Consider the following 22,967-nt stretch of genomic DNA (forward strand, 5'->3'; position numbering starts at 1 on the left):
AAAAGTCTGCAATAAAATATTGCAGACTTTTTCATTTTAAGTACTATATATAAGGATAAGGGGTACTCACTATTTATTCATAGATTCAATAACACTATCAACAAGAGCATCCATATCTACAACATTATCTTCCTTCATAGAAGAAACTAGTGAAAGTTTATCATCTAAAACATTCATATTCTTCATTCCATCAAGGAATTCTCCCATTAATTTACCTGATTGAGTTGCCCAAGAACCATTTTCTATTAAAGCGAAGGTTCTATTTTGTAGGTTAAGTGCCTTCATATCCATTAGGTAGTTATGCATTAATGGGTAAATACCTAAGTTATATGTTACTGATGCTAAAACAATATGACTAACTCTGAATGTTTCAGCTATTAATGTAGATACATGAGTATTTGATACATCATACATAACTACATTAGTAATTCCTTTTTCAACAAATTTAGTTGCTAATGCATTAGCAGCTGATTCTGTATTTCCATACATTGAAGCATATACTATCATTACAGCTTTTTCTTCTGGTTCGTATTTACTCCATTTATCATGTTTATCTATAAAATATCCTAAATCTGAACGCCAAACTGGACCATGTAATGGGCAAATCATCTTAATATCAAGAGTGCTTGCCTTTTTAAGTAATGCTTGTACATGTGGACCATACTTACCAACTATATTAGTATAGTATCTTCTAGCATCATCAATCCAATCACGCTCAAAGTTTACTTCGTCATTAAACAGCTTACCATCTAAAGCTCCAAATGTTCCGAATGCATCAGCTGAGAATAGAACACCATTCTTAGTATCAAAGCTAACCATAACTTCTGGCCAGTGAACCATTGCTGCAGTAAAGAATTTAATTTCATGCTTACCAAATGACATTGAATCTCCATCTTTAACTTCAATTTCTCTTCCATCAACATCGAATCCAAATTGTCTCATTAATAAGAATGCCTTTTCTGTAGCAACAATTTTAACATCTGGATAACGTCTAATTATTTCTTCTAGTGAAGCTGCGTGATCTGGTTCCATATGATTTACTACTAAATAATCTAACTTTCTACCCTTTAAAACAGCTTCAACATTTTCTAAAAATTGTCTAGCTATTGACCAATCTACAGTATCAAATAACACTGTCTTTTTGTCCAATAATAAATATGAGTTGTATGAAACCCCTCTTGGAATTGGGTGAATATTTTCAAATAGAGCAAGACGTTTATCATTACCGCCTACCCAATAAAGGTCTTCTGTTACTTTTCTAACACAAAACATTAATTAATCCTCCTTTTGACTATGAAAATTTAAACTTTTGCTAAAGATTATGCCTCTATGAAATTAGATTTTTCTTCACCACAGTCTGGGCAAATCCATTCTTCTGGTAAGGCTTCAAATAGAGTTTCTGGTAATACTTCATTTTCTTCATCACCCACAGCTGGGTCATATTCATATCCGCAACCAGTACATACATAAGTCTTCCATGTAGGTGCAACCTTCTTAGGAACACTTCTCTTCATCTTCTTCATAGGAGGAGCTGGCTTCTTAGGTTCTCCGTTATCTAATGCTTCTGTTAACAATGGCATTATTTCCATTATATCTCCAACGATACCATAATCTGCATTTTTAAATATTGGTGCATTCGGATTATTATTAATAGCAACAATAGTTGTAGCGTCCTTAATTCCTTTTAGATGTTGTCCAGCGCCTGATATACCACATGCTATATAAAGATTTCCATTAAACTTTTGTCCTGACATTCCAACGTAACGGTTTAGAGGTAAATATTTCAAAGTTTCAGCAACAGGACGTGATGATCCTATAGCTGCTCCAACTTGAACAGCTAATGCTTTCGCTAATTCCATATTCTTCTCTTCCCCAATACCTCTACCTACGCTTACTACACGTTCAGCTTTTGATATTGGAGTATCTATGTCAATACCAACAGTAAAGTCATATCCTTCACTCTTTAATGCCTCAACAAGTTTTTCTACATTTTCTTTAGCTGTACCTTCCTTAAATATAACCTTCTTACGAGCGCCTGTCAATGGGTCAGCTTTCTTCTTAGTGCTCCTATTACCCTTTGCAATCTTTCCAATTATATGAGAAGCTATAACTACTCTTTGAATTTCATTAGTTCCTTCATAAATTGTACAAATTTTAGCATCACGATATGCTCTTTCAACATCCATTCCCTTTAAGTATCCTGATCCACCAAATATTTGTAATGCATCATTTACTACTTCTAGGCATATGTCTGAAGCATACATTTTAGCCATTGCAGATTCCATTGAATATGATTCATGATGTTCTTTTAAATCTGCTGCACTATATATTAATAGTCTTGCTGCTCTTAATTTAGTTGCCATATCTGCTAACTTAAATGAAATACCTTGTTGTGCAGCTATAGGTTTTCCAAATTGAATTCTTTCTTTTGCATATTCTAAAGCATTTTCATATGCACCTTGAGCTATTCCTAGTGCTTGAGATGCTATACCTATACGTCCACCATCAAGTGTTTGCATAGCTATCTTAAATCCTTGTCCTTCTTTTCCTAGTAAATTTTCCTTTGGAACCTTAACATTGTTGAAAAGTAGTTGTGCAGTTGAAGATGAACGAATACCTAATTTGTCATAATGATCTCCAAATGTGAATCCTTCCCATCCTTTTTCAACTATAAATGCACTAATACCTTTTACTCCAATATCAGGAGTAGTTACTGCAAAAACAACATATGTATCTGCTTTATCAGCATTAGTAATAAATATCTTTTCACCATTTAGAATGTAATAATCACCATCTAAAACAGCTGTTGTTTCAGTTCCACCAGCATCACTACCTGCATTAGGTTCTGTTAATCCAAAAGCACCTATTTTTTCACCCTTTGCTAAAGGTACTAAATACTTTTGTTTTTGTTCTTCAGTTCCAAATGCAAATATTGGATAACTTCCTAAAGAAACGTGGGCAGACAAAATAACTCCAGCTCCACCATCCACTCTTGAAAGCTCTTCTACAGCGATAGCATAGCTTATAACATCAGCACCTAAGCCACCATATTCTTTTGGATATGGAGTTCCCATAACTCCCATTTCACCTAATTTTTTAATAGCTTCTGTAGGGAAAATACTATCCTTGTCCCACATAGCTGCATAAGGTCTAATTTCAGCCTCTGCAAATTCTCTTATTTTCGCACGAAAAGCTTCGTGTTGGTCTGTAGTCTTAAAAAACATAAACTTGCCTCCTTTTATTTTGTGTTTTACCAAATATAAAACACATTGACATTAGTAATAAAAGCTAAAACTTATTCTGCAAATAATTGTAAGAATAAATAAAACCATATTAATAGATTTTTCATCTTTCTTAATAATAATTATTATAAAACTAAGAATATTTACTGTCAATTTATTCTGAAAATATTTACAATTTGATATTTTTTTATATTTTAATTATTATTCTTAACAAATTTCTAACTATTAAATTGTTATAATGGTAAAATTTTAATTAGTATTTTTATAGATTAAAAATAAATGTATACATTAATTTACATTTTTACAAATTATCATTTAATTAAGTAGATATAGATTGTTATATCGTTTAATATTTAATTAACAAATTTTTCAATTAAAAAAAGCCAGAATTATATCTGACTTTATTATATGTACTTTATATTATTTAATTTTCACTAAAAAGGCCAGCTCCTCTTACAATATCCTGTTCTCTAAAAAGACTCAAAACAGCTTCATTGTAATCTTCTATTTTCTGTGCCTTTTTTATTCTTTTTATATATTTTTTATTATCAGAAAAAATATATATCATATAGCCCCACAATTCCTTCATTCTATAAATGGCATTCTTATCTTCATTAAAAGCATTTCTATAGTTAGTAAAGATTTCATCATGAAATTCTTTTAATATATTTTTATCTAAAACTATATTTTCTTTTATTTCATCTAATAATCCAGGATTAGCTAATATTCCTCTTCCAATCATAACTTTTTCTACATTTGGAAAGTTATTAACAAATTTATTATGGTCCTCAGTTGTAAAAATATCTCCATTATAACATACTGGGCTATTACTTAAATTTAATGCATCATTGAATATCTCTAAATTAGGCTTATTGCCATAAAAATCTTCTCTAGTTCTTGGATGAATTATCAATTCTTTTAATGGATATTTATTATAGATTTTAATAAGTTCATAGAATTCTTCAGGTCTATCTTTTCCTATTCTGGTTTTTATAGAAATCTTTAGGTCAGAAATTTTAAATATTTCATCTAGAAACTTATCCAGTTCTTCTCTTTTTGCTAAAAATCCAGAGCCTCTATATTTTGAAACAACAGTTCCAGACGGGCATCCTAAATTTAAATTTACTTCCTTATATCCTAATTCTTTTAACTTCATTGAAGTATTAATAAAACCTTCTGAATCATTAGTCAGTATTTGAGGAACAACATTTAATCCACTATTATTTTCTGGTAATATGTCTCTTAATTCTTTAGTCTTAAAACTTTTACTTGTGTTTGGTGTAATAAAAGGGGTGAAAAATTTATCCATATTATTAAAATACTTATTATAAGCATTTCTATATATATGTCCTGTAATTCCCTCCATAGGTGCTAAATAATATTTCATGTACTAACTCCTCTACGTTTATTCTAAAGAAATTATATCAGCCTTATCTTAACTTATCTATATATGTTTTATTTATTAAATAACATTTTTATTTCATCTAAATCCTTACAATAAAAATCTGCATCTGTTTCTTTGCAAACATCATTGATATTAGTAAAAGCCATTCCTCCTACTATTATTAAAGGAGCTTTATTCTTAAATGAAGTTCTAATTGCCTTTATAACATTTTTAGCAGATTCTATATTACTAGAAATAGTAACTGAAATAGCAATATATTTGGGATTTTCTGATTTAATAGCATTAATAATACTAAGAGTAGGAAGATTTGAGCCAAGATATATTACCTTAATTCCACTTACTTCTAATAAGTCAGCAATCATCTTTATTCCAATATTATGTTGCTCTGATCCTGCTGTTAAACAAATTACAGATGACTCTTTATTATCATTAATTTTTTGATAACTTTTTACTTCTCTCATTATATCCAAGATATTTTCTGAAATATAATGTTCATTCCAAACATCTATTTCACCAATTTCCCAAAGTACACCAACTTCTTTTAAGGCTGTTTCTAGTAAATTAAAATATATCCATTCTATATCCATTCCATTGTTATAAATATTTAATATTAAATCTCTTGCTTTATTCTTATATCCATTTAATAGATATTGTAAAAACTCTTTATACTCTTCTTTGTTTATTGAATAATTGTTTTTATTTATTATTTTTTTATCTTCACCATTTAAAAGATAATCTATAGAAACATTAAACAAATCTGAAATTTGTTTAAGCTTATCTGCATCTGGAAACCTTAGTCCTTTTTCATAATTGGATATAGTTGTTTGTTTTATTCCTAGTATATTGGAAAGTTCTCTTTGAGTATATCCAAATTTATTCCTAAGCTTTTTTAATTCCTCTCCAAATCTATTCCTCATATAATACTCCTTTCACATTATTAATTATATTATATCAAATTATTTAAATATTATATATTATATAATATCACATAAAGCAATAAAAATATTCAAAATATTTTCATTTTACTATTGATTTATTTCAAACTGTGGTTTATTATTTATATAAATAATAATTATCCATAAACATTTATTATTATAAAAATGAATTTTTAAAGGATTTTAACCTTAATTATATATATATTGAAAATGAATAATAATTTTTACAACACTTAATAAAAGGAGGACTAATTATGAAATTGCCATTTAAAATATCTTTACGATTTTTAAGCTCTAATAAAGGTCAAACATTTCTTATAGCTATTGGAATTGCAATAGGAGTTTCTGTACAGATTTTCATAGGATCTCTTATAAATAGTTTACAAAAAAATTTAATAAATAAAACTATAGGTAACTCACCACAAATAAAAATAACATCAACTACTGAAGATAAATTAATTAATAATTATGATGATATAAAATCAAAAATATCTAATAATAGTGGGGTTACCAATTTATCATTTACAGCTGATGGTGCTGCACTAATAAAAACAAAGGATAATACCTATTCTGTTTTAATTAGAGGTATGAATATTGATGATTCAGATAAAATCTATAATGTCAAAGATAGAATTTATGAAGGCCGTCAGGCAAAAAATAATTATGAAACAATAATAGGTAAAGAACTTCAAAATGAGCTTGGAGTTAATATAAATGAAAATATTGAAATAATATCAAATACAGGTAAGACATCAGAACTTAAAGTTGTTGGCTTCTATGATTTAGGTGTAGCATCATTAAATAAATCTTGGTTACTAACTACTCTTTCTACCTCACAAGAAATGTTTTCACTAGATAACTCTGTTACTACAATTGAAATGCAAACTAATGATTTATTTAATGCAGATGTTATTGCTAGTGATTTATCATCAACATTAGGAAATGATTTTAAAATTACTAACTGGAAAGATGATAATGCAGAGCTATTAAGTGGATTAAATGGTCAAAGCATTTCAAGTATTATGATTCAAGTATTTGTATTAATTTCTGTAGTTTTAGGAATTGCCAGTGTACTAGCAATAACTGTTCTTCAAAAATCTAAACAAATAGGAATTTTAAAAGCAATGGGAATCAAAGATAAGGATGCAAGTTTAATATTCTTATTTGAAGGATTATTACTTGGAATAATGGGAGCTGTTATAGGGGTAATAATAGGATTTTTATTAAGTTTTATGTTTTCTAAATTTGCTTTGAATCCAGATGGTACTCCTATTATACAACTATATATAGATTATAAATTCATAGGTCTTTCAGCTATTATAGCAGTACTATCATCAACAATAGCAGCTTTAGTTCCTGCTAGAAGATCTTCAAAATTAAACTTATTGGAGGTAATTAAAAATGGCTAAAATAATAAAATTAAATAATATAAATAAATTTTATGGTACCACATTTAAAACTCAAGTATTACATGATGTAAATTTATCCTTTGAAGAGGGAACCTTTAATTCAATAATAGGTTCATCAGGAAGTGGAAAAAGTACATTACTAAATATTATGGGAACTTTAGATAAACCTTCTACTGGAGAAATTTATATAGATTCTAAAAGAATTGATACTCTTAATAAAAACGAACTTGCAGTTCTTAGAAATGAAACAATAGGATTTATATTTCAATTCCATTATCTTTTACCTGAATTTACAGCCCTTGAAAATGTGCTAATGCCTTATAAAATTAAATCTTCTAAAGTTTCAAAGGAAGTTCTTAAAAGAGCTGAGGATTTATTAGATTTAGTTGGATTATCTAATGTTAAAAATAATCTTGCTGTAAATATGTCAGGTGGACAACAACAAAGGACTGCAATAGCAAGAGCATTAATGAATAATCCTAAAATAATATTAGCAGATGAACCAACTGGTAATCTTGATTCAGAATCTACTGAAACTATATATAAACTTATGCGAGATATAAATAAAAAGTTTAATACTACTTTTATAGTTATAACTCATGACAATAGAATAGCAGAAAAAGCAGATAGAATTATAGAAATTAAAGATGGAAGAGTTCTAGAAGTGAAAAACAATATATCAAAAATGGCTATATAATTACATTCTAAATTCTTAATAAGGAGCTGTGCTACAGCTCCTTAATTTTAGAATTTAGGGCTTATTTCTGTAGCTTGGATTCTTTTTAAATCCTTTTGTCTTAATCTGGTTTCTTCCATTATTTTATCCCAAGACTCACCTGCTATAAGCATTTCCTTGGCTCTAGAATAAGCTTGATTTTTATTTTCTCTATTCATACGTTCCTCCAATAATATAAATATTTACTTACATATATATTATTAAGAAAAATATCAATATTTATTACAAAGTTTATTATTTTCTATTACTGTCTAGCATTCCAAAACTATTAGATTATAATTTTAAATATAATTCTAAACAATTCCAATATCACTTCTATAGTATTTATCTTTAAAATTCACCTTATTAATAGCTTTATAAGCATCTTCTCTAGCTTCATCTATATTTTTACCTATTCCAACTACTGATAAAACTCTGCCTCCATTAGTTGTTAATATTCCATCTTCATTTTTTGCACCTGCTATAAAAACCTTATCCTTAATTGTCTCTTGAATATCTATAGGGTATCCTTTAACAAAGGTCCCTGGATAACCTTTTGAAGCTAAGACAACATTTATACAAGTTCCTGTTTTCCATTTAATCTCTATATTATACAATTTTTCACTTAATGCTGATTCTATAATTTCAAGTAAATCACTTTCCATTAAATAAAGAACTGACTGAGTTTCTGGATCACCCATTCTCACATTGTATTCTAAAAGATATACACCTTTTTTAGTTATCATAAGTCCAAAGAATATAATTCCCTTATAATCAAATCCTTCTTCCTTTATACCTATTAAGGTTCTATTCATAATATTTTCTTCAAAATCTTTAAAAACCTCATCTGTCACATATGGATTTGGTGCTAAAACACCCATTCCACCAGTATTAGGTCCTTTTCCATCATCAAATATTTGTTTATGATCCTTAGCAGATATAAAAGGTATTATTGTTTTTCCATCAGTAATTGAAAGAATTGATGCTTCAACCCCCTCTAAGAATTCTTCTATAACTATCTTTTGCCCAGCTCCTTTAAATATGTCATCTATCATAAATGATTTTACTGCATTTATTGCCTCTTCTTTACTTTCACAAATAGAAACACCTTTTCCAGCTGCTAATCCATCTGCCTTAACTACTATAGGATAATTACATACTTCTAAATACTCTAAAGCTTTATCAGAATCATAAAAAACTTCATATTCTGCAGTTTTAACACCATACTTTTTCATAAAGTTCTTTGAAAAACTCTTACTACCTTCAAGTCTTGCAGCCTTTTTACTAGGTCCAAAAATTTTAAGACCTTTATCTTTAAATTTATCTACTATCCCCTTAGTCAGTGGGTCTTCAGGTCCAACCACTGTTAAATCAATAGATTGTTCTATAGCAAATTGTAATAATTCATCTATATCATTAATATCTATATTCTCACACTTTATTTCTTTTGCAGTTCCCCCATTTCCAGGTGCTACATATATCTTTTCCACTCTATTATTTTTAGCTAACTTCCAAGCTAAAGCATGTTCTCTACCACCAGATCCAATTAATAAGATTTTCATAAAAACCCCCCTTAGAAAATTAAAAATGTAAAATGTAGAATGTAGAATTATTGTTGAAATTCCACGGGAATTTCTTGAATATAATAACTCAACTACGTTGAGTTATTTCCACAATTCTACATTTTTCATTCTTCATTCTTCATTACACTAATCTTTGATTAGTGTTTAAAGTGTCTAATTCCTGTAAACACCATTGATATTCCATGTTCATTACAAGCATCTATTGATTCTTGGTCTCTTATAGATCCACCTGGCTGAATTATAGCTTTTATTCCATTTTTAGCACATTCATCTACTACGTCTCTAAATGGGAAGAAGGCATCTGATGCTAATACTGTGGCACCTTTTCCTCTTTGCAATGCTTCTTCTGTTGCCCAAATTCTATTAACTTGTCCCCCTCCGATTCCAACTGCTACTCCATCTTTTATTGCAACTATAGCATTAGACTTAACATATTTAACTACTTTCATTCCAAATAATAAATCTTTCATTTCTTCTTCTGTAGGTGCTTTTTTAGTAACTACTTTTAAATCTTCTATTAATCTAGTATCTTCTTCTTGAACTAAAATTCCCCCATCTACAGTTACCATATATTTTTTTGAATTAGGTTTATTATTACATTTTATTACCCTTAAATTCTTTTTACTTCTTAATACTTCTAAAGCATCTTCATCATAATCTGGTGCTGCTACTACTTCTAAGAAAATTTTAATCATTTCTTCTGCTGTGGCTTTATCTATTTTTCTATTTATTGCAACTATACCTCCAAATATTGAAGTTGGATCTGCATCATGAGCTTTTTTATAAACTTCATAAGGAGTTTCTCCTATTGCAACTCCACAAGGAGTATTGTGCTTAAGTCCACAACAGGCAACTTCATCAAATTCACAGGCAACCTTCCAAGCAATATCTAAGTCTTTTATATTATTATAAGATAATTCCTTACCATTTAATATTTCAAAACTATTCATTGCTCCATCAAATTCATTTGAGCTATAGTAGGATGCACTTTGATGTGGATTTTCACCATATCTTAGGCTTTGTTTTTTCTTATAAGATATTGAAAGATATTCAGGATATTCTTCATCTTCAAGTAAGAAATTAGATATTGCAGCATCATAAGCACTCATTAAATTAAATACTTTTCCTGCTAATTTCTTTCTTAATTGTAATGAGACATCTCCACTTTCATTAATTTCATTCATAACTGCTTTATAATCTTCTTTATCAGATATTACAATAACATCTTTAAAATTTTTTGCAGCAGCTCTAAGCATAGTAGGACCACCAATATCAATAAATTCTACTTTTTCATCAAAGCCTAAATTTTCTCTAACCTTTTGGAAGAAAGGATATAAATTAACTATAACCATATCTATAGGTTCTATATTTCTTTCTTTAATGGTATTCATATGCTCTTCATTATTTCTTATAGCAAGAATACCTGCATGTATAATAGGATGAAGAGTCTTAACTCTTCCATCTAACATCTCTGGGAAATTAGTAACTTCATTAACTTCAATTACATTTACTCCATTATCTTTAAGATGCTTATAGGTTCCACCTGTAGATATTATTTCTACTCCTTTTTCTTGCAAAAATTTAGAAAAATCTAAAATTCCATCCTTATCAAAAACACTAACTAAAGCTCTTTTTATCATATCAAAATACTCCTCCCATATATAATTCATAATTATTGTTGAAATTTCTATGGAATGAAAGAATGAAGTTTCTCTTTTGCTCTGCAAAATCGAAATGAAAAAATGAAAAACTAAATAAATTACAAAAGAATTTATTCCTTAATTCTTTCATTATTTCATTACTTCATTTTTTCATTCTTTCATTATTCTTGTTTTTCCATTTATAATTTCTACTTTATTATTGCTTATTAATTCAATTGCTTTTGGTAATAAAATATGTTCTTTTTCTAGAACTCTTTTTTGTAATTCTTCTTTTGTATCTTCGAAATATACTGGTACAACTTCCTGAAGAATTATTGCTCCTCCGTCTACTTCTTCATTAACAAAGTGTACAGTACATCCTGTAAATTTAACTCCTGAATTTATTACTGCTTCATGTACTTTTAATCCATACATCTTAGGTCCACAAAAACTTGGTATTAAAGATGGATGAATATTAATTATTTTATCTTTAAATTCTTTTAAAATATTTCCTTGGAGTATTGAAAGATATCCTGCTAAAACTATTAAATCAACTTTTCCCCTAATTATTTCTAATATTTTATCAGATACTTTATTTCCGTACTGCTCCTTAGATATCACATAACTTTTTATCCCCTTAACCTTTGCTCTTTCTAATGCATAAATTCCTTCTTTACTTGCTATAACCATCTCTATCTTACAATTTAAATTTCCATTATCTATAGAATCTATTATTGATTGAAGATTGGTTCCTCCCCCTGATGCAAGTACTGCTATCTTAAACAACAACCTTCACCTCCAGATGTTACATAACCTATTTCATAAGCTCTTTCTCCCATTTCAATTAATGCTTTTATAATAGGCTCTACATCTTCTTCATTTACACATAATACAAATCCGATCCCCATATTAAAGGTATTATACATATGATCTTTATCTACACCCTTTTCCATTATCTTTTTAAATATTAAAGGTAAAGGGTAACTATTCTTATTTATCACTGCTGTTAAGCCTTTCCCATTAAACATCCTTGGAACATTTTCAATAAATCCACCACCTGTAATATGAGCCATTCCCTTTATTTCAAATCTTTCAAGTAACTCCAAAACTGGTTTCACATAAATTTTTGTTGGTGTAATTAATGTCTTCCAAGCTTCTTTTCCATCTATATCTTCATTTAAATCTGTAAACAGCTTTCTTACTAAAGAATAACCATTAGAATGTAATCCTGAAGATGCTATACCAATAAGCTTATCTCCCTCTTTAATATTTTTACCATTAATTATTTTATCTTTATCCACTATTCCAACTGCAAAACCAGCCATATCATATTCACCATCTCTATAAAAGCCAGGCATTTCTGCTGTTTCCCCACCAACTAAGGCACAGTTTCCTTGTATACATCCTTCTGAAATTCCCTTAACTAAATCTGCCGCCACTTCTGCTTCAAGTTTTCCACAAGCTATATAATCTAAAAAGAATAATGGTTTTGCTCCATGGCATAAAATATCATTAACACACATAGCAACACAATCTATGCCAACTGTATCATATTTTTTAGTCTTAAAGGCAATATCTAATTTAGTACCAACTCCATCTGTACCTGAAACTAAAACTGGTTTTTTATATCCTTCAGGAAGTTCAACCATACCAGCAAAACTTCCAAGACCATTTAATACATATTCACTCATAGTTTTACTTGCATATTCTTTTATTAATTTAACAGATTTATAGCCCTCTTCTATATTGACACCTGCTTCTTTATAAGTTAACATTTCACCACTACCTTTCAGAATTATTTTGCCCCCTCTATAGGAGTTGCTACTGGATAAATTCCATTAAAACATCCAACACAATAACCACAATTCTTTTTAAAGCATTTATACATTCCTTCCATGCTTAAATAGCCTAGTGAGTCTGCTCCTATAGCTTCTTTAATTTCTTCTGTAGATTTTTTTGATCCAATTAGTTGACTTCTATATGGAGTATCTATCCCAAAATAGCATGGAAATTTAACTATTGGAGAAGCCACTAAGAAATGAACCTCTTTAGCACCAGCTCTTCTTAATGAATCAACTAAATGCTTTGATGTAGTTCCCCTTACTATAGAATCATCAATTAAAATAACTCTTTTACCACTTATATTTACCTTTAATGGATTTAATTTAACTGCTACTGCCTTCTCCCTAATTTCTTGAGATGGCGTTATAAAAGTCCTACCAACATATCTATTTTTTACAAAGCCTGTATCATATGCTATACCAGATGCCTTGGAATATCCTATTGCTGCTGGTATTCCTGAATCTGGAACTGCTACTACTATATCTGCATCTATCTTATATTCATTATATAATTCTTCACCAGCTCTTACTCTTGAATAATGAACATCTAGTCCATCTATAGTGGAGTCTGGTCTAGCAAAATATATATATTCAAAGGCACAAGTTTGACACTGGGTATTTTCAGAATACTTATAAGACTTAATACCATTTTTATCTATTATAATAATTTCTCCTGGCTCAATATCTCTAATTAGCTCTGCACCTATTGCATCTAAGGCACAACTTTCTGAAGATAAAACATATCCATCTTCAATTTTTCCAAGACATAATGGCCTTATCCCATGAGGATCTCTAACTCCTATAAGCTTGTCTTCTGTTAAGATAACCATAGCAAAAGATCCCCTGACAGCTTGAATAGCATCAAAAATCGCTCTTTCTATCCCTTTTTTTGCGCCTCTCGCTATAAGATTAGCTATTACTTCAGAATCTATTGAAGTATGAAATATATGTCCTCCATCTTCTAATAATTCTCTTATTACATCTGCATTTACTAAAGTTCCATTATGAGCCATAGCTATTGCCCCAAGCTTCGATTGACTAAGTAGAGGTTGTGCATTTTCAATTCTAGTATCACCACTAGTAGAATATCTAACATGCCCAATAGCTATAGAGCCTTTAAGATTATCTAAGTTTTCCTTAGAAAAAGCATCTGTAACTAGTCCCATTCCTTTATGAATATCTATGGTTTCTCCATTTGAAACAGCTATTCCTGCACTTTCTTGTCCTCTATGTTGAAGAGCATATAACCCATAATAAACCATAGATGCAACATCTATAGACTTATTAGAATATATTCCAAACACACCACATTCCTCTTTAAATTTATCATTACTTGGATCCAAGACTAAATTTGAATTCAAAAAAACACCCCCAGCATTAATTAAAAAATGTTAAAAGTTAAAGAATGAAAGAATTATGGAAATAATTCAGCCAAGCTGAATTATTTTTAATTACTTAAAACTCTGTAATAGTTTTCTCATAATTTTTTCATTCCTTCATTTCTTCATTCCTTCATTATTTCTGCATTCTTTTTAGTATTTCCACATAAGCATCTTTTACATTTCCAAGGTCTCTTCTAAATCTATCTTTATCTAGCTTTTCTCCTGTTAGTGCATCCCAAAATCTACATGTATCTGGTGATATTTCATCTGCTAATAAAATTTCTCCATTATATCTACCGAACTCTAATTTGAAATCTATAAGTTTAATATTTTGTTCTATAAAGAATTGCTTCAATATTTCATTTATCTTAGCTGTAATTGCATATATTTTTTCTAATTCTTCAAAGGTAGTTGCTCCTATCCCTACTGCATGATAATCGTTAATTAATGGATCACCAAGTGAATCATCTTTATAGGATAATTCAAATACTGTTGTTTTAAGTTCATAGCCTTCTTGTAATCCTAATCTTTTTGCCATTGATCCAGCTGCTACATTTCTAACTATAACTTCTAGTGGAACTATCTCAACCTTTTTACATAGCTGTTCTCTTTCATTTAATTTTTTTATAAAATGAGTTTTTATTCCTTCTCTATTTAACATTTCAAATATCATTGAAGTAATAGAATTATTTAATTCACCTTTATCTTCAATTTGTCCTTTTTTCTCTCCATTAAAGGCAGTAGCATCATCTTTATAATAAACTATAACTTCGTCTTCTTTATCTGTAGCATATATTTTCTTTGCTTTTCCTTCATATAACATTTCTAACTTTTCCATTATAAATCCACTCCTTGTCCATTTTCTTCTATAAATTTCTTTTTCATATCTATTCTAAATTCATTTAATTTTTCTCTTAAACTCTTATCTTTTATAGCAAGCATTTGAACTGCAAGCATTCCAGCATTATAACTATTATTTATTCCTACTGTTGCAACTGGAATTGATTTTGGCATTTGTACTATTGAAAATAATGAATCCAATCCTTCAATTGCCCCTTTAATAGGAACTCCTATAACAGGCATAGTTGTTTGAGAAGCTATAACCCCTGGCAAATGTGCCGCAAGACCAGCTCCTGCAATAACTACTTCACATCCATTTTCCTCTGCCTCTCTTAAAGTCTCAGTTAACTTTTCAGGAACCCTATGTGCAGATAAAACATATGCCTTAAAATCAACACCAAATTCCCTTAAACAATTAGCAGCCCCCTTCATTACATCAGTATCAGATTTACTTCCAAAAAAAATTGCTACTTTCATATAAAAACCCCTTTCATTTAATGCATTATCTGTAATAATTCACTCCTGCTTTAAATATCTTTTGATCAAAGTTTCCTGGTATATTTTTATATAAGTCTTCTCCTATTCTTTCTGAATGTCCCATTTTACCAAGAATTCTTCCATCTGGACTTGTTATTCCTTCTATAGCTAACATTGAGCCATTTGGATTATAAGGCATGTCCATAGATATATTTCCATTTAAATCTACATATTGAGTTGCTATTTGACCATTTTTACTTAGTTTCTCTAATATTTCTTTTTGTGCTACAAATCTTCCTTCTCCATGAGAAATAGCAATGGAATGTATATCTCCTATATTAACTTCACTAAACCAAGGTGATTTATTGGAAGTAATTTTTGTTCTTATTATTGAGCTCATATGCCTATTAATTTCATTATAAGTTAGGGTTGCCATCCCCTCTTCAATATCAACTATTTCTCCATAAGGAACTAATCCAAGTTTAATTAAAGCTTGGAATCCATTGCATATTCCTAACATTAATCCATCTCTATTTTTTAGTAAGTCCATTACAGCATCTTTAATTCTTTCATTTCTAAATACATTAGCTATAAATTTACCTGATCCATCTGGTTCATCACCTGCTGAAAATCCCCCAGGTAGCATTATAATTTGACTTTTTCTTATTATTTCTTCCATCTTTAAAATAGATTCATTTAAAGATTCCTTATTCATATTATTAAAAATAAGCTCTGTTACCTCTGCTCCTTCTTTTCTGAAAGCTCTAGAACTATCATATTCACAATTTGTGCCTGGAAATACTGGTATAAATACTTTTGGTTTAGCTAACTTAATAATAGGCTTCTTTATTTCTTTTCTTTCAAATAAATTTAATTCAATACTTTCATTCTTTTCTTCTGTTTTTATTTTAAATACATTAGATAATTTTTCTTCTAATATTTCTTCTAATACATTAATGTCAAAGTTAATATCATATTTTTTAAAAATTATAGCCCCATTTTTAATTGTTTTACCTATTGCTTTATAAGCGCAATCCTTAAATTCCTTATCTATATCAACTTCATTTTTAACTTCTAAAACTAAACTACCATAGTTAAAGCCAAATAGTTCTTCCTTGTTTAAATTTTCAATTTCTACCCCAATTCTATTCCCTAAAGACATCTTAGTTAAAGCTTCTGCTATACCACCAAATTTAATTGATGATGCTGAAATAACTTTTCCTTCTTTAATTAACTTATAAAGTCTTTCTAAGTTATTTTTAAAGCCTTTAACCTTTAATGTCATCTCTTCATTTTTCTCTGCAATTAATAAAACTATTTTTGAATCAGCATTTTTAAATTCTGGAGAAATTATATCTTTTGCCTTTTCCACATCTACAGCAAAGGCTACTAGTGATGGAGGTACATCTAAATCCCCAAAGGTACCTGACATAGAATCCTTGCCTCCAATAGCTGGTATTCCTAAATCCATTTGTGCTTGATATGCCCCAAGTAAAGCTGCAAATGGTTTTCCCCACTTAATTTCATTTTTTCCTAATCTCTCAAAATACTCTTGAAGTGTAAGTCTTGCCTTTTTATAATTCCCACCCATAGCTGAAAGCTTTGTTATAGCTTCAATTACTGAATAATATGCCATATGGTATGGACTCCACATTCCCATTTCAGGATTAAATCCGTATGTCATTAATGTTGCATCTTTGCTTTCTCCCTTTAATACTGGAATCTTTGCTGCCATTCCTTCTGCTGGTGTTTTTTGATACTTTCCTCCAAAGGGCATAAGTACTGTGCCTGCTCCAATAGTGGAATCAAATCTTTCTACAAGTCCTTGTTGTGATGAAACATTTAATTTTTTCAGCGTATTAATCCATTCTTCTTTTACATTCAAATTATCATTAATAGTGAATGGATATTTTTCTGGTGATTTAACTTTTACATTAGTTACTTGTCTTGCCCCATTTGTATCTAAAAATTCTCTTTTTAAATCTACTATATTTTTACCTCTCCAGAACATCTTAAGTCTATCAGAATCAGTAACAACAGCTACTTGTACTGCTTCTAAATTTTCTTTATTGGATAATTCAATAAATTTTTCTTTATTATCACTGGATATAACAACTGCCATTCTCTCTTGAGATTCAGAAATTGCAATTTCAGTTCCATCTAAGCCTTCATATTTCTTTGGAACCTTGTCTAAATCAATATCTAGACCTCTTGTTAATTCTCCAATTGCTACCGATACTCCACCAGCTCCAAAGTCATTACATCTTTTTATCATTGTAGTTACTTCTTTATTTCTAAAAAGTCTTTGGATTTTTCTCTCTATTACTGGATTTCCCTTTTGAACTTCTGCCCCACATTCATTTATAGAATCTTCAGTATGTTCCTTGGAAGATCCTGTTGCTCCACCTAAGCCATCCCTACCAGTTCTTCCTCCTAATAGAATTACAATATCACCAGCTTTAGGTTCTTCTCTAACTACATTTTCTATAGGTGCTGCTGCTATTACTGCTCCTACTTCCATTCTTTTTGCAACATAATTTGGATGATATATTTCTGAAACTTGACCAGTAGAAAGACCTATTTGATTTCCATAAGAGCTATATCCATGAGCAGCTCCTAAGGTTATAGTTCTTTGTGGAAGTTTTCCTTTTAATGTTTTTTCAATACTAACTGTTGGATCAGCACATCCAGTAACTCTCATTGCTTGATATACATAAGTTCTTCCTGATAAAGGATCTCTAATAGCTCCCCCAAGGCATGTAGCAGCTCCACCAAAAGGTTCAATTTCTGTAGGATGATTATGAGTTTCGTTCTTAAACATTACTAAGTACTCTTCATTTCCCTTATCAGTTTCAATATTTACTTTTATTGAACAAGCATTTATTTCATCTGAAATATCTAAATCTTCTAAAAGACCTTTTTTTCTCATTTCCTTCATAGTAATAACTGCTATATCCATAAGAGTTTCATCTCTATCTGTTTCTCCATATACAAAGTCCCTTGATTTTAAATATTCCTCATATGACTTTACTATTGGTGATGTGTAAAGACCTTCTTCAATATTTACACTTTCTATTGCTGTAGAAAAGGTAGTATGTCTACAATGATCTGACCAATAAGTATCTATAACTCTTATTTCAGTAATACTTGGATCTCTTTCTTCTTGTTTGAAATAATTTCTTATAAGCTTAAGATCTTCTAAGCTCATTGCTAAGCCCATTTCTTCATGTAGCTTTTCTATTTCTATGTCATTTTTATCTCTAAATCCATTTAATACTTCTACATCCTTTGGCTTTGGAAGAGTAGAATATAATTCTAAATTATCTATTTTAACTTCTCTTGAATCTACTGGATTTATATAATATTTTTTTATTTTATCCACTTCAGACTCTGATAAATTACCATTTAATACTATGATTTTTGTCCACTTAACTTCTATCTTATCTCCAGAAGTTAATATAGAATAGCATTCCGAAGCTGAATCTGCTCTTTGATCATATTGACCTGGTAAATACTCAACTGCGAAGGCAATTTCCTCTTCTCCTATTTCAATATTATTTTCATATAGTTCATCAACTGTTCTTTCTGAAAAAATAGTATGAAGAGCTTTTTTATAATCTTCTTCTTTAACTTCTCCTAATGTATATTTATTAATTAGCTTTACTGAATTTAATGTATTTATTCCTAAGTTATTTTTAAAATCTTCTAATAAGCTTTTCCCCTCTACATCATACTCATCCTTTTTTTTCACAAATATACATCTCAACATGAATCTTTATACCCCCCAAAGTTAATAGAATTGATTTATACGAACATTATTTTGTATGTACATTTTATTTTTCGTAATTCCCACTTTAAGATTAGCATTTTAGTAGATATATGTCAACATTATCCTTTTATTTTATAAAATAATTCGTTATATTACGAACATTATTCTTTTTTCACTCTTGTTTTCCTTGTATGTATTGTTTCCTTTTTCCCTACTTTTAACTTTAAAAATTTATTTATTGTTGCTATTTATTTTATTTTTTTGCTAATACTAATAAAGACATTAAAAAGGTGGTGTTAATTATGAATAGAAATGCAAAAGAGAATTTAAATCTTACACTAAAAGAACTTTGTAATTGTGAGAATCATTTAAATACTGCCTACTTAAATTCAGAAGAATCTTATAACAGAAATGAGATTCATGAAGCCCTTAAAGCTGTAAGTAGTGCTGTTGATGCTGCTCAAGATGCTATTAGAAAATATAAAGATTAAAAGGAGTGTTTTGTATGGGACATAGACCTAATGCTAAAGATGAGTTAAAAGAAGCATTAAGTAGTATAAATCATGCTCAAGAATTGTTAAATGATGCTATTGATACTGTTGAAAAAGAAGAGAATAGACAATTATTACAAAATACATTAGCTAATGTAAATAAAGCAATAAATGCAACTAGAACTTCTACTTATGGATATAAGTAAAATAATAAAGACTGTAGGTCACCCTACAGTCTAATTAACTATCTTCTGTTGTTTTGAGCTTTTCTAGCTTTTCTACAAGCAGGACATCTTACTGGTTCGTTGTCAAATCCTTTTTCTTTGTAGAATTCTTGTTCTCCAACTGTGAATACGAATTCTGATCCACAATCTTTACATAATATCTTCTTATCTTCCATTTTTAAACCCTCCATTTTAAAGACTATTATAGTAATATTAATCTCTATAACGGAGAATATCATTATCTATCAAAAATCTTTAAATAAAATATTTTTAGTCAAATTGACTACTTTTCTATAATATCATATTTTATTCTATAAATCCATAAAAATTTAAATATATTTTAAAAAAAAGCAAATAAAAATCCACCGGCCTAGCCGGTGGTTTTGCATTTTCGGGCATAGCCCTTTTTTACTAGCCACGCCTAAAGGCGTATGTTCGGCCTGGCACATGCTATTAGTTTACTTGGCACCCGTAAACGGGTCTGCATATTCCATCGTTAATTGCTCTGACAATTTATCTTCTTCCAATTGATGTGCTATATATTCTCTTATCTTTTTTGTATTTTTTCCAACTGTATCAACGTAATATCCTCTGCACCAAAACTCCCTATTTCTATATTTATATTTAATATTTCCCCACTTTTCAAATATCATCAAACTACTTTTTCCCTTTAAATATCCCATAAAGCTTGATACACTCATTTTATGTGGTATTTCTACAAGCATATGTACATGATCGATACATACTTCTGCTTCTATTATATTTACCCCTTTCCAATTGCACAATTGTCTTAATATTGCTCCTACCTCTAATCTTTTTTCTTCATAAAATACTTTTCTTCTATATTTCGGTGCAAATACTATATGATATTTGCAGTTCCACTTCGTATGTGATAAACTATGTACATCATTCATTTGAATGTCCTCCTTCTGATATTAATGCAGTTGCCAGACCGCATTTTTATTATATCAGAAGGAGTTTTTTTATTGTGCCCAAAGCTATAAGCTCTTTTGAACCCCACGTCTAACGCGGGGTATTCTAAATACAAAAATACTGGTAGTTTAAAACTACCAGCAAAAGAAACCTACGTAACCCTTTAGGGTCATTTTTATTCTTATCAAATTTATCATTTAATATTCTAAAAAATTAAAATATTATTTTTATATTTCATTTCTATCCATTAATAATTCTAGTAATTCTCTAGAAGACTTAGACCTCATATTCATCTCTAACTCAATACCTGTAATTTTATTTTTCATTTTATTTATAAAATTCTCTGTATCTATGTTTCTATAATCTTTATTATCAAACCTTGTATCTTCAAGACTTAATTTAACAATTTCTAAAGCAATTCTTAACTCATTATTATAATCTTCTTCTATTGTTATTGGATTCTTTCTCATTTCATAGTTCATATTTTTTTCTTCTTTAATATTATATATTAAAAAATTATAATCATTAGGTTTTCCTAATAAATAATACTTTAAATTGCCATTCTTATAGAAATTCTCAATGGTATTAGAATGTTGACTAAAGTATATAGTTTCATTATCTAATATATCTGTAATTGCTTGAGAATGAAAAGCTATATTGTTAGGTCGAGAATATTGAACTATATCTCCTATGTAAATGCTAGAATTAATATTATTCCAATTTCTTAAGGCATCATCAATTGTATATTCTCTATATTTATATGCCCTTTTAAACTCTTTTCCAAAGTGCAAATTGAAAGCCTTTGCTGAAGTCCATGTGGAGGTTCTATTAGGTAAATCAGCTGAGTAATAAAACCAAGAATTAATACTTGTTGCATTTTTCTTATTGCCTATAAACTCCATCCCTCCAGCTCTTAAAACTTGAGAAACAAAATTAGTACAATCACCTCCATCATTGATATAGTTATAATAATCTTTATTATGAGAAGTTGCCCATTTAAGTGCATATTCTCTAGCTAATTCCCTATTATAGTCATTATCTTTAACATTTGCTAAAGCATAGTTGTTATAACTAATTTTAGTTAATATTAAAGTCAAAACTATTATTAATAATTTTATTTTTATATTTCTCGTTATAATTTTCATATTTTATTTCTCCATATAAATTTCAATATATTATATCTTTTGAAATAAAATTAAATTTATAACACTTAAATTGAAATCATTAGTAGTATAAATAATATAGTAGATATTATAACAGATATTCTCATAATCTTTTTCTCTTTACTTGGGTCTCTAGGTATAATTTTAAATTCTCTATTAACTATTCTTTTACGAGCCATTATACCTATAATTATTTCAGAAATAAGATATCCAAGAATAGGTGCAAATATACTTACTGCAATACCAGTAGAACTATTATTAAATACGCCTAAATATGCAAATAAAATAGTTATTATCAGCGATAAATATTCCATAGCTACAATAAACTTAATATTTTCATCTATTCTTTCCCAACTTTCATCAGCAAAAGATGCTGTTTTAAAGAAGCTAAAGCTCTTCTTTTCATTGTATACGCTACTTTTCCCATTCTTATCTAATATTTCTTTTAACTGATACATAAAATCCCCTATATTTTCAAGGGCTACAGTTAATCGAATTTTTCCCTTACTATACTTAATTTTCATCCAGCCTCCAGCATATTTAATAGATGGATAACTTATAGATACGATGTCATCATAAGGTATTATTATTTTCTTATTTTTCTTATTATATATTACTGCTTCTTCAGTTAATGTCACATTAATATATTTAAACCTTCTCAAAAATAAATAATATATTAGGGTTAATTCTAAAAGTAATACTATAAATATACATAGTATTATAAAAAATACAACCAAAAGGTCTATTGGACTAATCTGTGATACTTCTGACATTATAATGGCATAAGTACTTAAAAAGACAAAGCTTGCAAATATAACTAATGCAATAAAATAATTTAAAAATGTTCCTCTTAAATGTTTCCTATACTTATACATACTCTCATCCCTTTCCCATAAAATATATATTTTAAAATTCTAA

21 protein-coding genes are annotated in these 22,967 nt (G+C 29.0%); 4 read left to right on the top strand and 17 right to left on the bottom strand.

Going from position 1 to position 22,967, the window contains the following annotated elements:
- Positions 1-69: 69 nt before the first annotated feature.
- The 4 genes from ACFYH6_RS12665 to ACFYH6_RS12680 form a co-directional block, all read right to left on the bottom strand.
- Positions 70-1,272, bottom strand: coding sequence for an FprA family A-type flavoprotein (locus tag ACFYH6_RS12665; protein ID WP_416178778.1), 1,203 nt, complete (start codon positions 1,270-1,272; stop codon positions 70-72).
- Positions 1,273-1,319: 47 nt separating this feature from the next.
- Positions 1,320-3,224: an acyl-CoA dehydrogenase family protein gene (locus tag ACFYH6_RS12670; protein ID WP_416178779.1), complete on the bottom strand. Its 1,905-nt coding sequence runs from the start codon at positions 3,222-3,224 to the stop codon at positions 1,320-1,322.
- A 442-nt stretch (positions 3,225-3,666) separates the two neighbouring features.
- Positions 3,667-4,629: a tRNA-dihydrouridine synthase family protein gene (locus tag ACFYH6_RS12675; RefSeq protein ID WP_316345040.1), complete on the bottom strand. Its 963-nt coding sequence runs from the start codon at positions 4,627-4,629 to the stop codon at positions 3,667-3,669.
- A gap of 68 nt (positions 4,630-4,697) precedes the next feature.
- Positions 4,698-5,564, bottom strand: coding sequence for a cobalamin-dependent protein (locus ACFYH6_RS12680; RefSeq protein WP_416178780.1), 867 nt, complete (start codon positions 5,562-5,564; stop codon positions 4,698-4,700).
- A 272-nt stretch (positions 5,565-5,836) separates the two neighbouring features.
- Here ACFYH6_RS12680 and ACFYH6_RS12685 point away from each other — a divergent pair, with 272 nt between their 5' ends.
- Together ACFYH6_RS12685 and ACFYH6_RS12690 are read left to right on the top strand one after the other, a co-directional pair.
- Entirely contained in the window at positions 5,837-6,991 is a 1,155-nt protein-coding gene (locus ACFYH6_RS12685) for an ABC transporter permease (protein ID WP_416178781.1), read from the top strand.
- Positions 6,984-7,688, top strand: coding sequence for an ABC transporter ATP-binding protein (locus ACFYH6_RS12690; protein ID WP_316343518.1), 705 nt, complete (start codon positions 6,984-6,986; stop codon positions 7,686-7,688). The genes ACFYH6_RS12685 and ACFYH6_RS12690 overlap by 8 nt, the downstream gene beginning before the upstream one ends.
- Before the next feature lie 47 nt (positions 7,689-7,735).
- On the opposite strand, the gene ACFYH6_RS12695 is transcribed toward ACFYH6_RS12690, so the two are convergent.
- The 9 genes from ACFYH6_RS12695 to ACFYH6_RS12735 all read right to left on the bottom strand — a co-directional run bounded on the left by ACFYH6_RS12695 (position 7,736) and on the right by ACFYH6_RS12735 (position 19,238).
- Positions 7,736-7,885: a hypothetical protein gene (locus ACFYH6_RS12695; protein ID WP_316343517.1), complete on the bottom strand. Its 150-nt coding sequence runs from the start codon at positions 7,883-7,885 to the stop codon at positions 7,736-7,738.
- A gap of 135 nt (positions 7,886-8,020) precedes the next feature.
- Complete coding sequence (purD, locus tag ACFYH6_RS12700) at positions 8,021-9,268, bottom strand: phosphoribosylamine--glycine ligase (RefSeq protein WP_416178782.1); 1,248 nt, start codon at positions 9,266-9,268, stop codon at positions 8,021-8,023.
- Positions 9,269-9,426: 158 nt separating this feature from the next.
- Positions 9,427-10,929, bottom strand: a complete 1,503-nt coding sequence (purH, locus tag ACFYH6_RS12705) for a bifunctional phosphoribosylaminoimidazolecarboxamide formyltransferase/IMP cyclohydrolase (protein ID WP_416178783.1) — start codon at positions 10,927-10,929, stop codon at positions 9,427-9,429.
- Positions 10,930-11,100: 171 nt separating this feature from the next.
- Positions 11,101-11,715, bottom strand: a complete 615-nt coding sequence (purN, locus tag ACFYH6_RS12710) for a phosphoribosylglycinamide formyltransferase (protein ID WP_416178839.1) — start codon at positions 11,713-11,715, stop codon at positions 11,101-11,103.
- The gene (purM, locus tag ACFYH6_RS12715; protein ID WP_316343514.1) at positions 11,703-12,704 is read right to left on the bottom strand and encodes a phosphoribosylformylglycinamidine cyclo-ligase; all 1,002 of its coding nucleotides are present in this window, start codon (positions 12,702-12,704) and stop codon (positions 11,703-11,705) included. The genes purN and purM overlap by 13 nt, the downstream gene beginning before the upstream one ends.
- Before the next feature lie 20 nt (positions 12,705-12,724).
- The gene (gene purF / locus ACFYH6_RS12720; protein ID WP_316343513.1) at positions 12,725-14,131 is read right to left on the bottom strand and encodes an amidophosphoribosyltransferase; all 1,407 of its coding nucleotides are present in this window, start codon (positions 14,129-14,131) and stop codon (positions 12,725-12,727) included.
- Between the two features lie 154 nt (positions 14,132-14,285).
- The gene (gene purC, locus ACFYH6_RS12725) at positions 14,286-14,990 is read right to left on the bottom strand and encodes a phosphoribosylaminoimidazolesuccinocarboxamide synthase (protein WP_316343512.1); all 705 of its coding nucleotides are present in this window, start codon (positions 14,988-14,990) and stop codon (positions 14,286-14,288) included.
- Entirely contained in the window at positions 14,990-15,469 is a 480-nt protein-coding gene (purE, locus tag ACFYH6_RS12730; RefSeq protein ID WP_416178784.1) for a 5-(carboxyamino)imidazole ribonucleotide mutase, read from the bottom strand. Before purE ends, purC begins: the two co-directional genes overlap by 1 nt.
- A 25-nt stretch (positions 15,470-15,494) precedes the next feature.
- Positions 15,495-19,238: a phosphoribosylformylglycinamidine synthase gene (locus ACFYH6_RS12735; protein ID WP_416178785.1), complete on the bottom strand. Its 3,744-nt coding sequence runs from the start codon at positions 19,236-19,238 to the stop codon at positions 15,495-15,497.
- A gap of 302 nt (positions 19,239-19,540) precedes the next feature.
- Here ACFYH6_RS12735 and ACFYH6_RS12740 point away from each other — a divergent pair, with 302 nt between their 5' ends.
- Both ACFYH6_RS12740 and ACFYH6_RS12745 read left to right on the top strand, forming a co-directional pair.
- Entirely contained in the window at positions 19,541-19,729 is a 189-nt protein-coding gene (locus ACFYH6_RS12740) for a hypothetical protein (RefSeq protein WP_316343509.1), read from the top strand.
- Positions 19,730-19,743: 14 nt separating this feature from the next.
- Positions 19,744-19,935 (top strand): hypothetical protein, encoded by a 192-nt coding sequence (locus ACFYH6_RS12745; protein ID WP_316343508.1) that lies wholly within the window; start codon positions 19,744-19,746, stop codon positions 19,933-19,935.
- Between the two features lie 38 nt (positions 19,936-19,973).
- On the opposite strand, the gene ACFYH6_RS12750 is transcribed toward ACFYH6_RS12745, so the two are convergent.
- From ACFYH6_RS12750 to ACFYH6_RS12765, 4 genes are all read right to left on the bottom strand, one after another.
- Positions 19,974-20,129, bottom strand: coding sequence for a zinc-ribbon domain-containing protein (locus ACFYH6_RS12750; RefSeq protein WP_316343507.1), 156 nt, complete (start codon positions 20,127-20,129; stop codon positions 19,974-19,976).
- Between the two features lie 282 nt (positions 20,130-20,411).
- Positions 20,412-20,867, bottom strand: a complete 456-nt coding sequence (tnpA, locus tag ACFYH6_RS12755) for an IS200/IS605 family transposase (RefSeq protein ID WP_416178786.1) — start codon at positions 20,865-20,867, stop codon at positions 20,412-20,414.
- A gap of 246 nt (positions 20,868-21,113) precedes the next feature.
- The gene (locus ACFYH6_RS12760) at positions 21,114-22,031 is read right to left on the bottom strand and encodes an amidase domain-containing protein (protein ID WP_416178787.1); all 918 of its coding nucleotides are present in this window, start codon (positions 22,029-22,031) and stop codon (positions 21,114-21,116) included.
- Positions 22,032-22,096: 65 nt separating this feature from the next.
- Complete coding sequence (locus tag ACFYH6_RS12765) at positions 22,097-22,924, bottom strand: hypothetical protein (RefSeq protein WP_416178788.1); 828 nt, start codon at positions 22,922-22,924, stop codon at positions 22,097-22,099.
- Between the last annotated feature and the right edge of the window lie 43 nt (positions 22,925-22,967).

Source organism: Clostridium sp. HCS.1 (assembly GCF_047900555.1).
Classification (GTDB): Bacteria; Bacillota; Clostridia; order Clostridiales; family Clostridiaceae; genus Clostridium.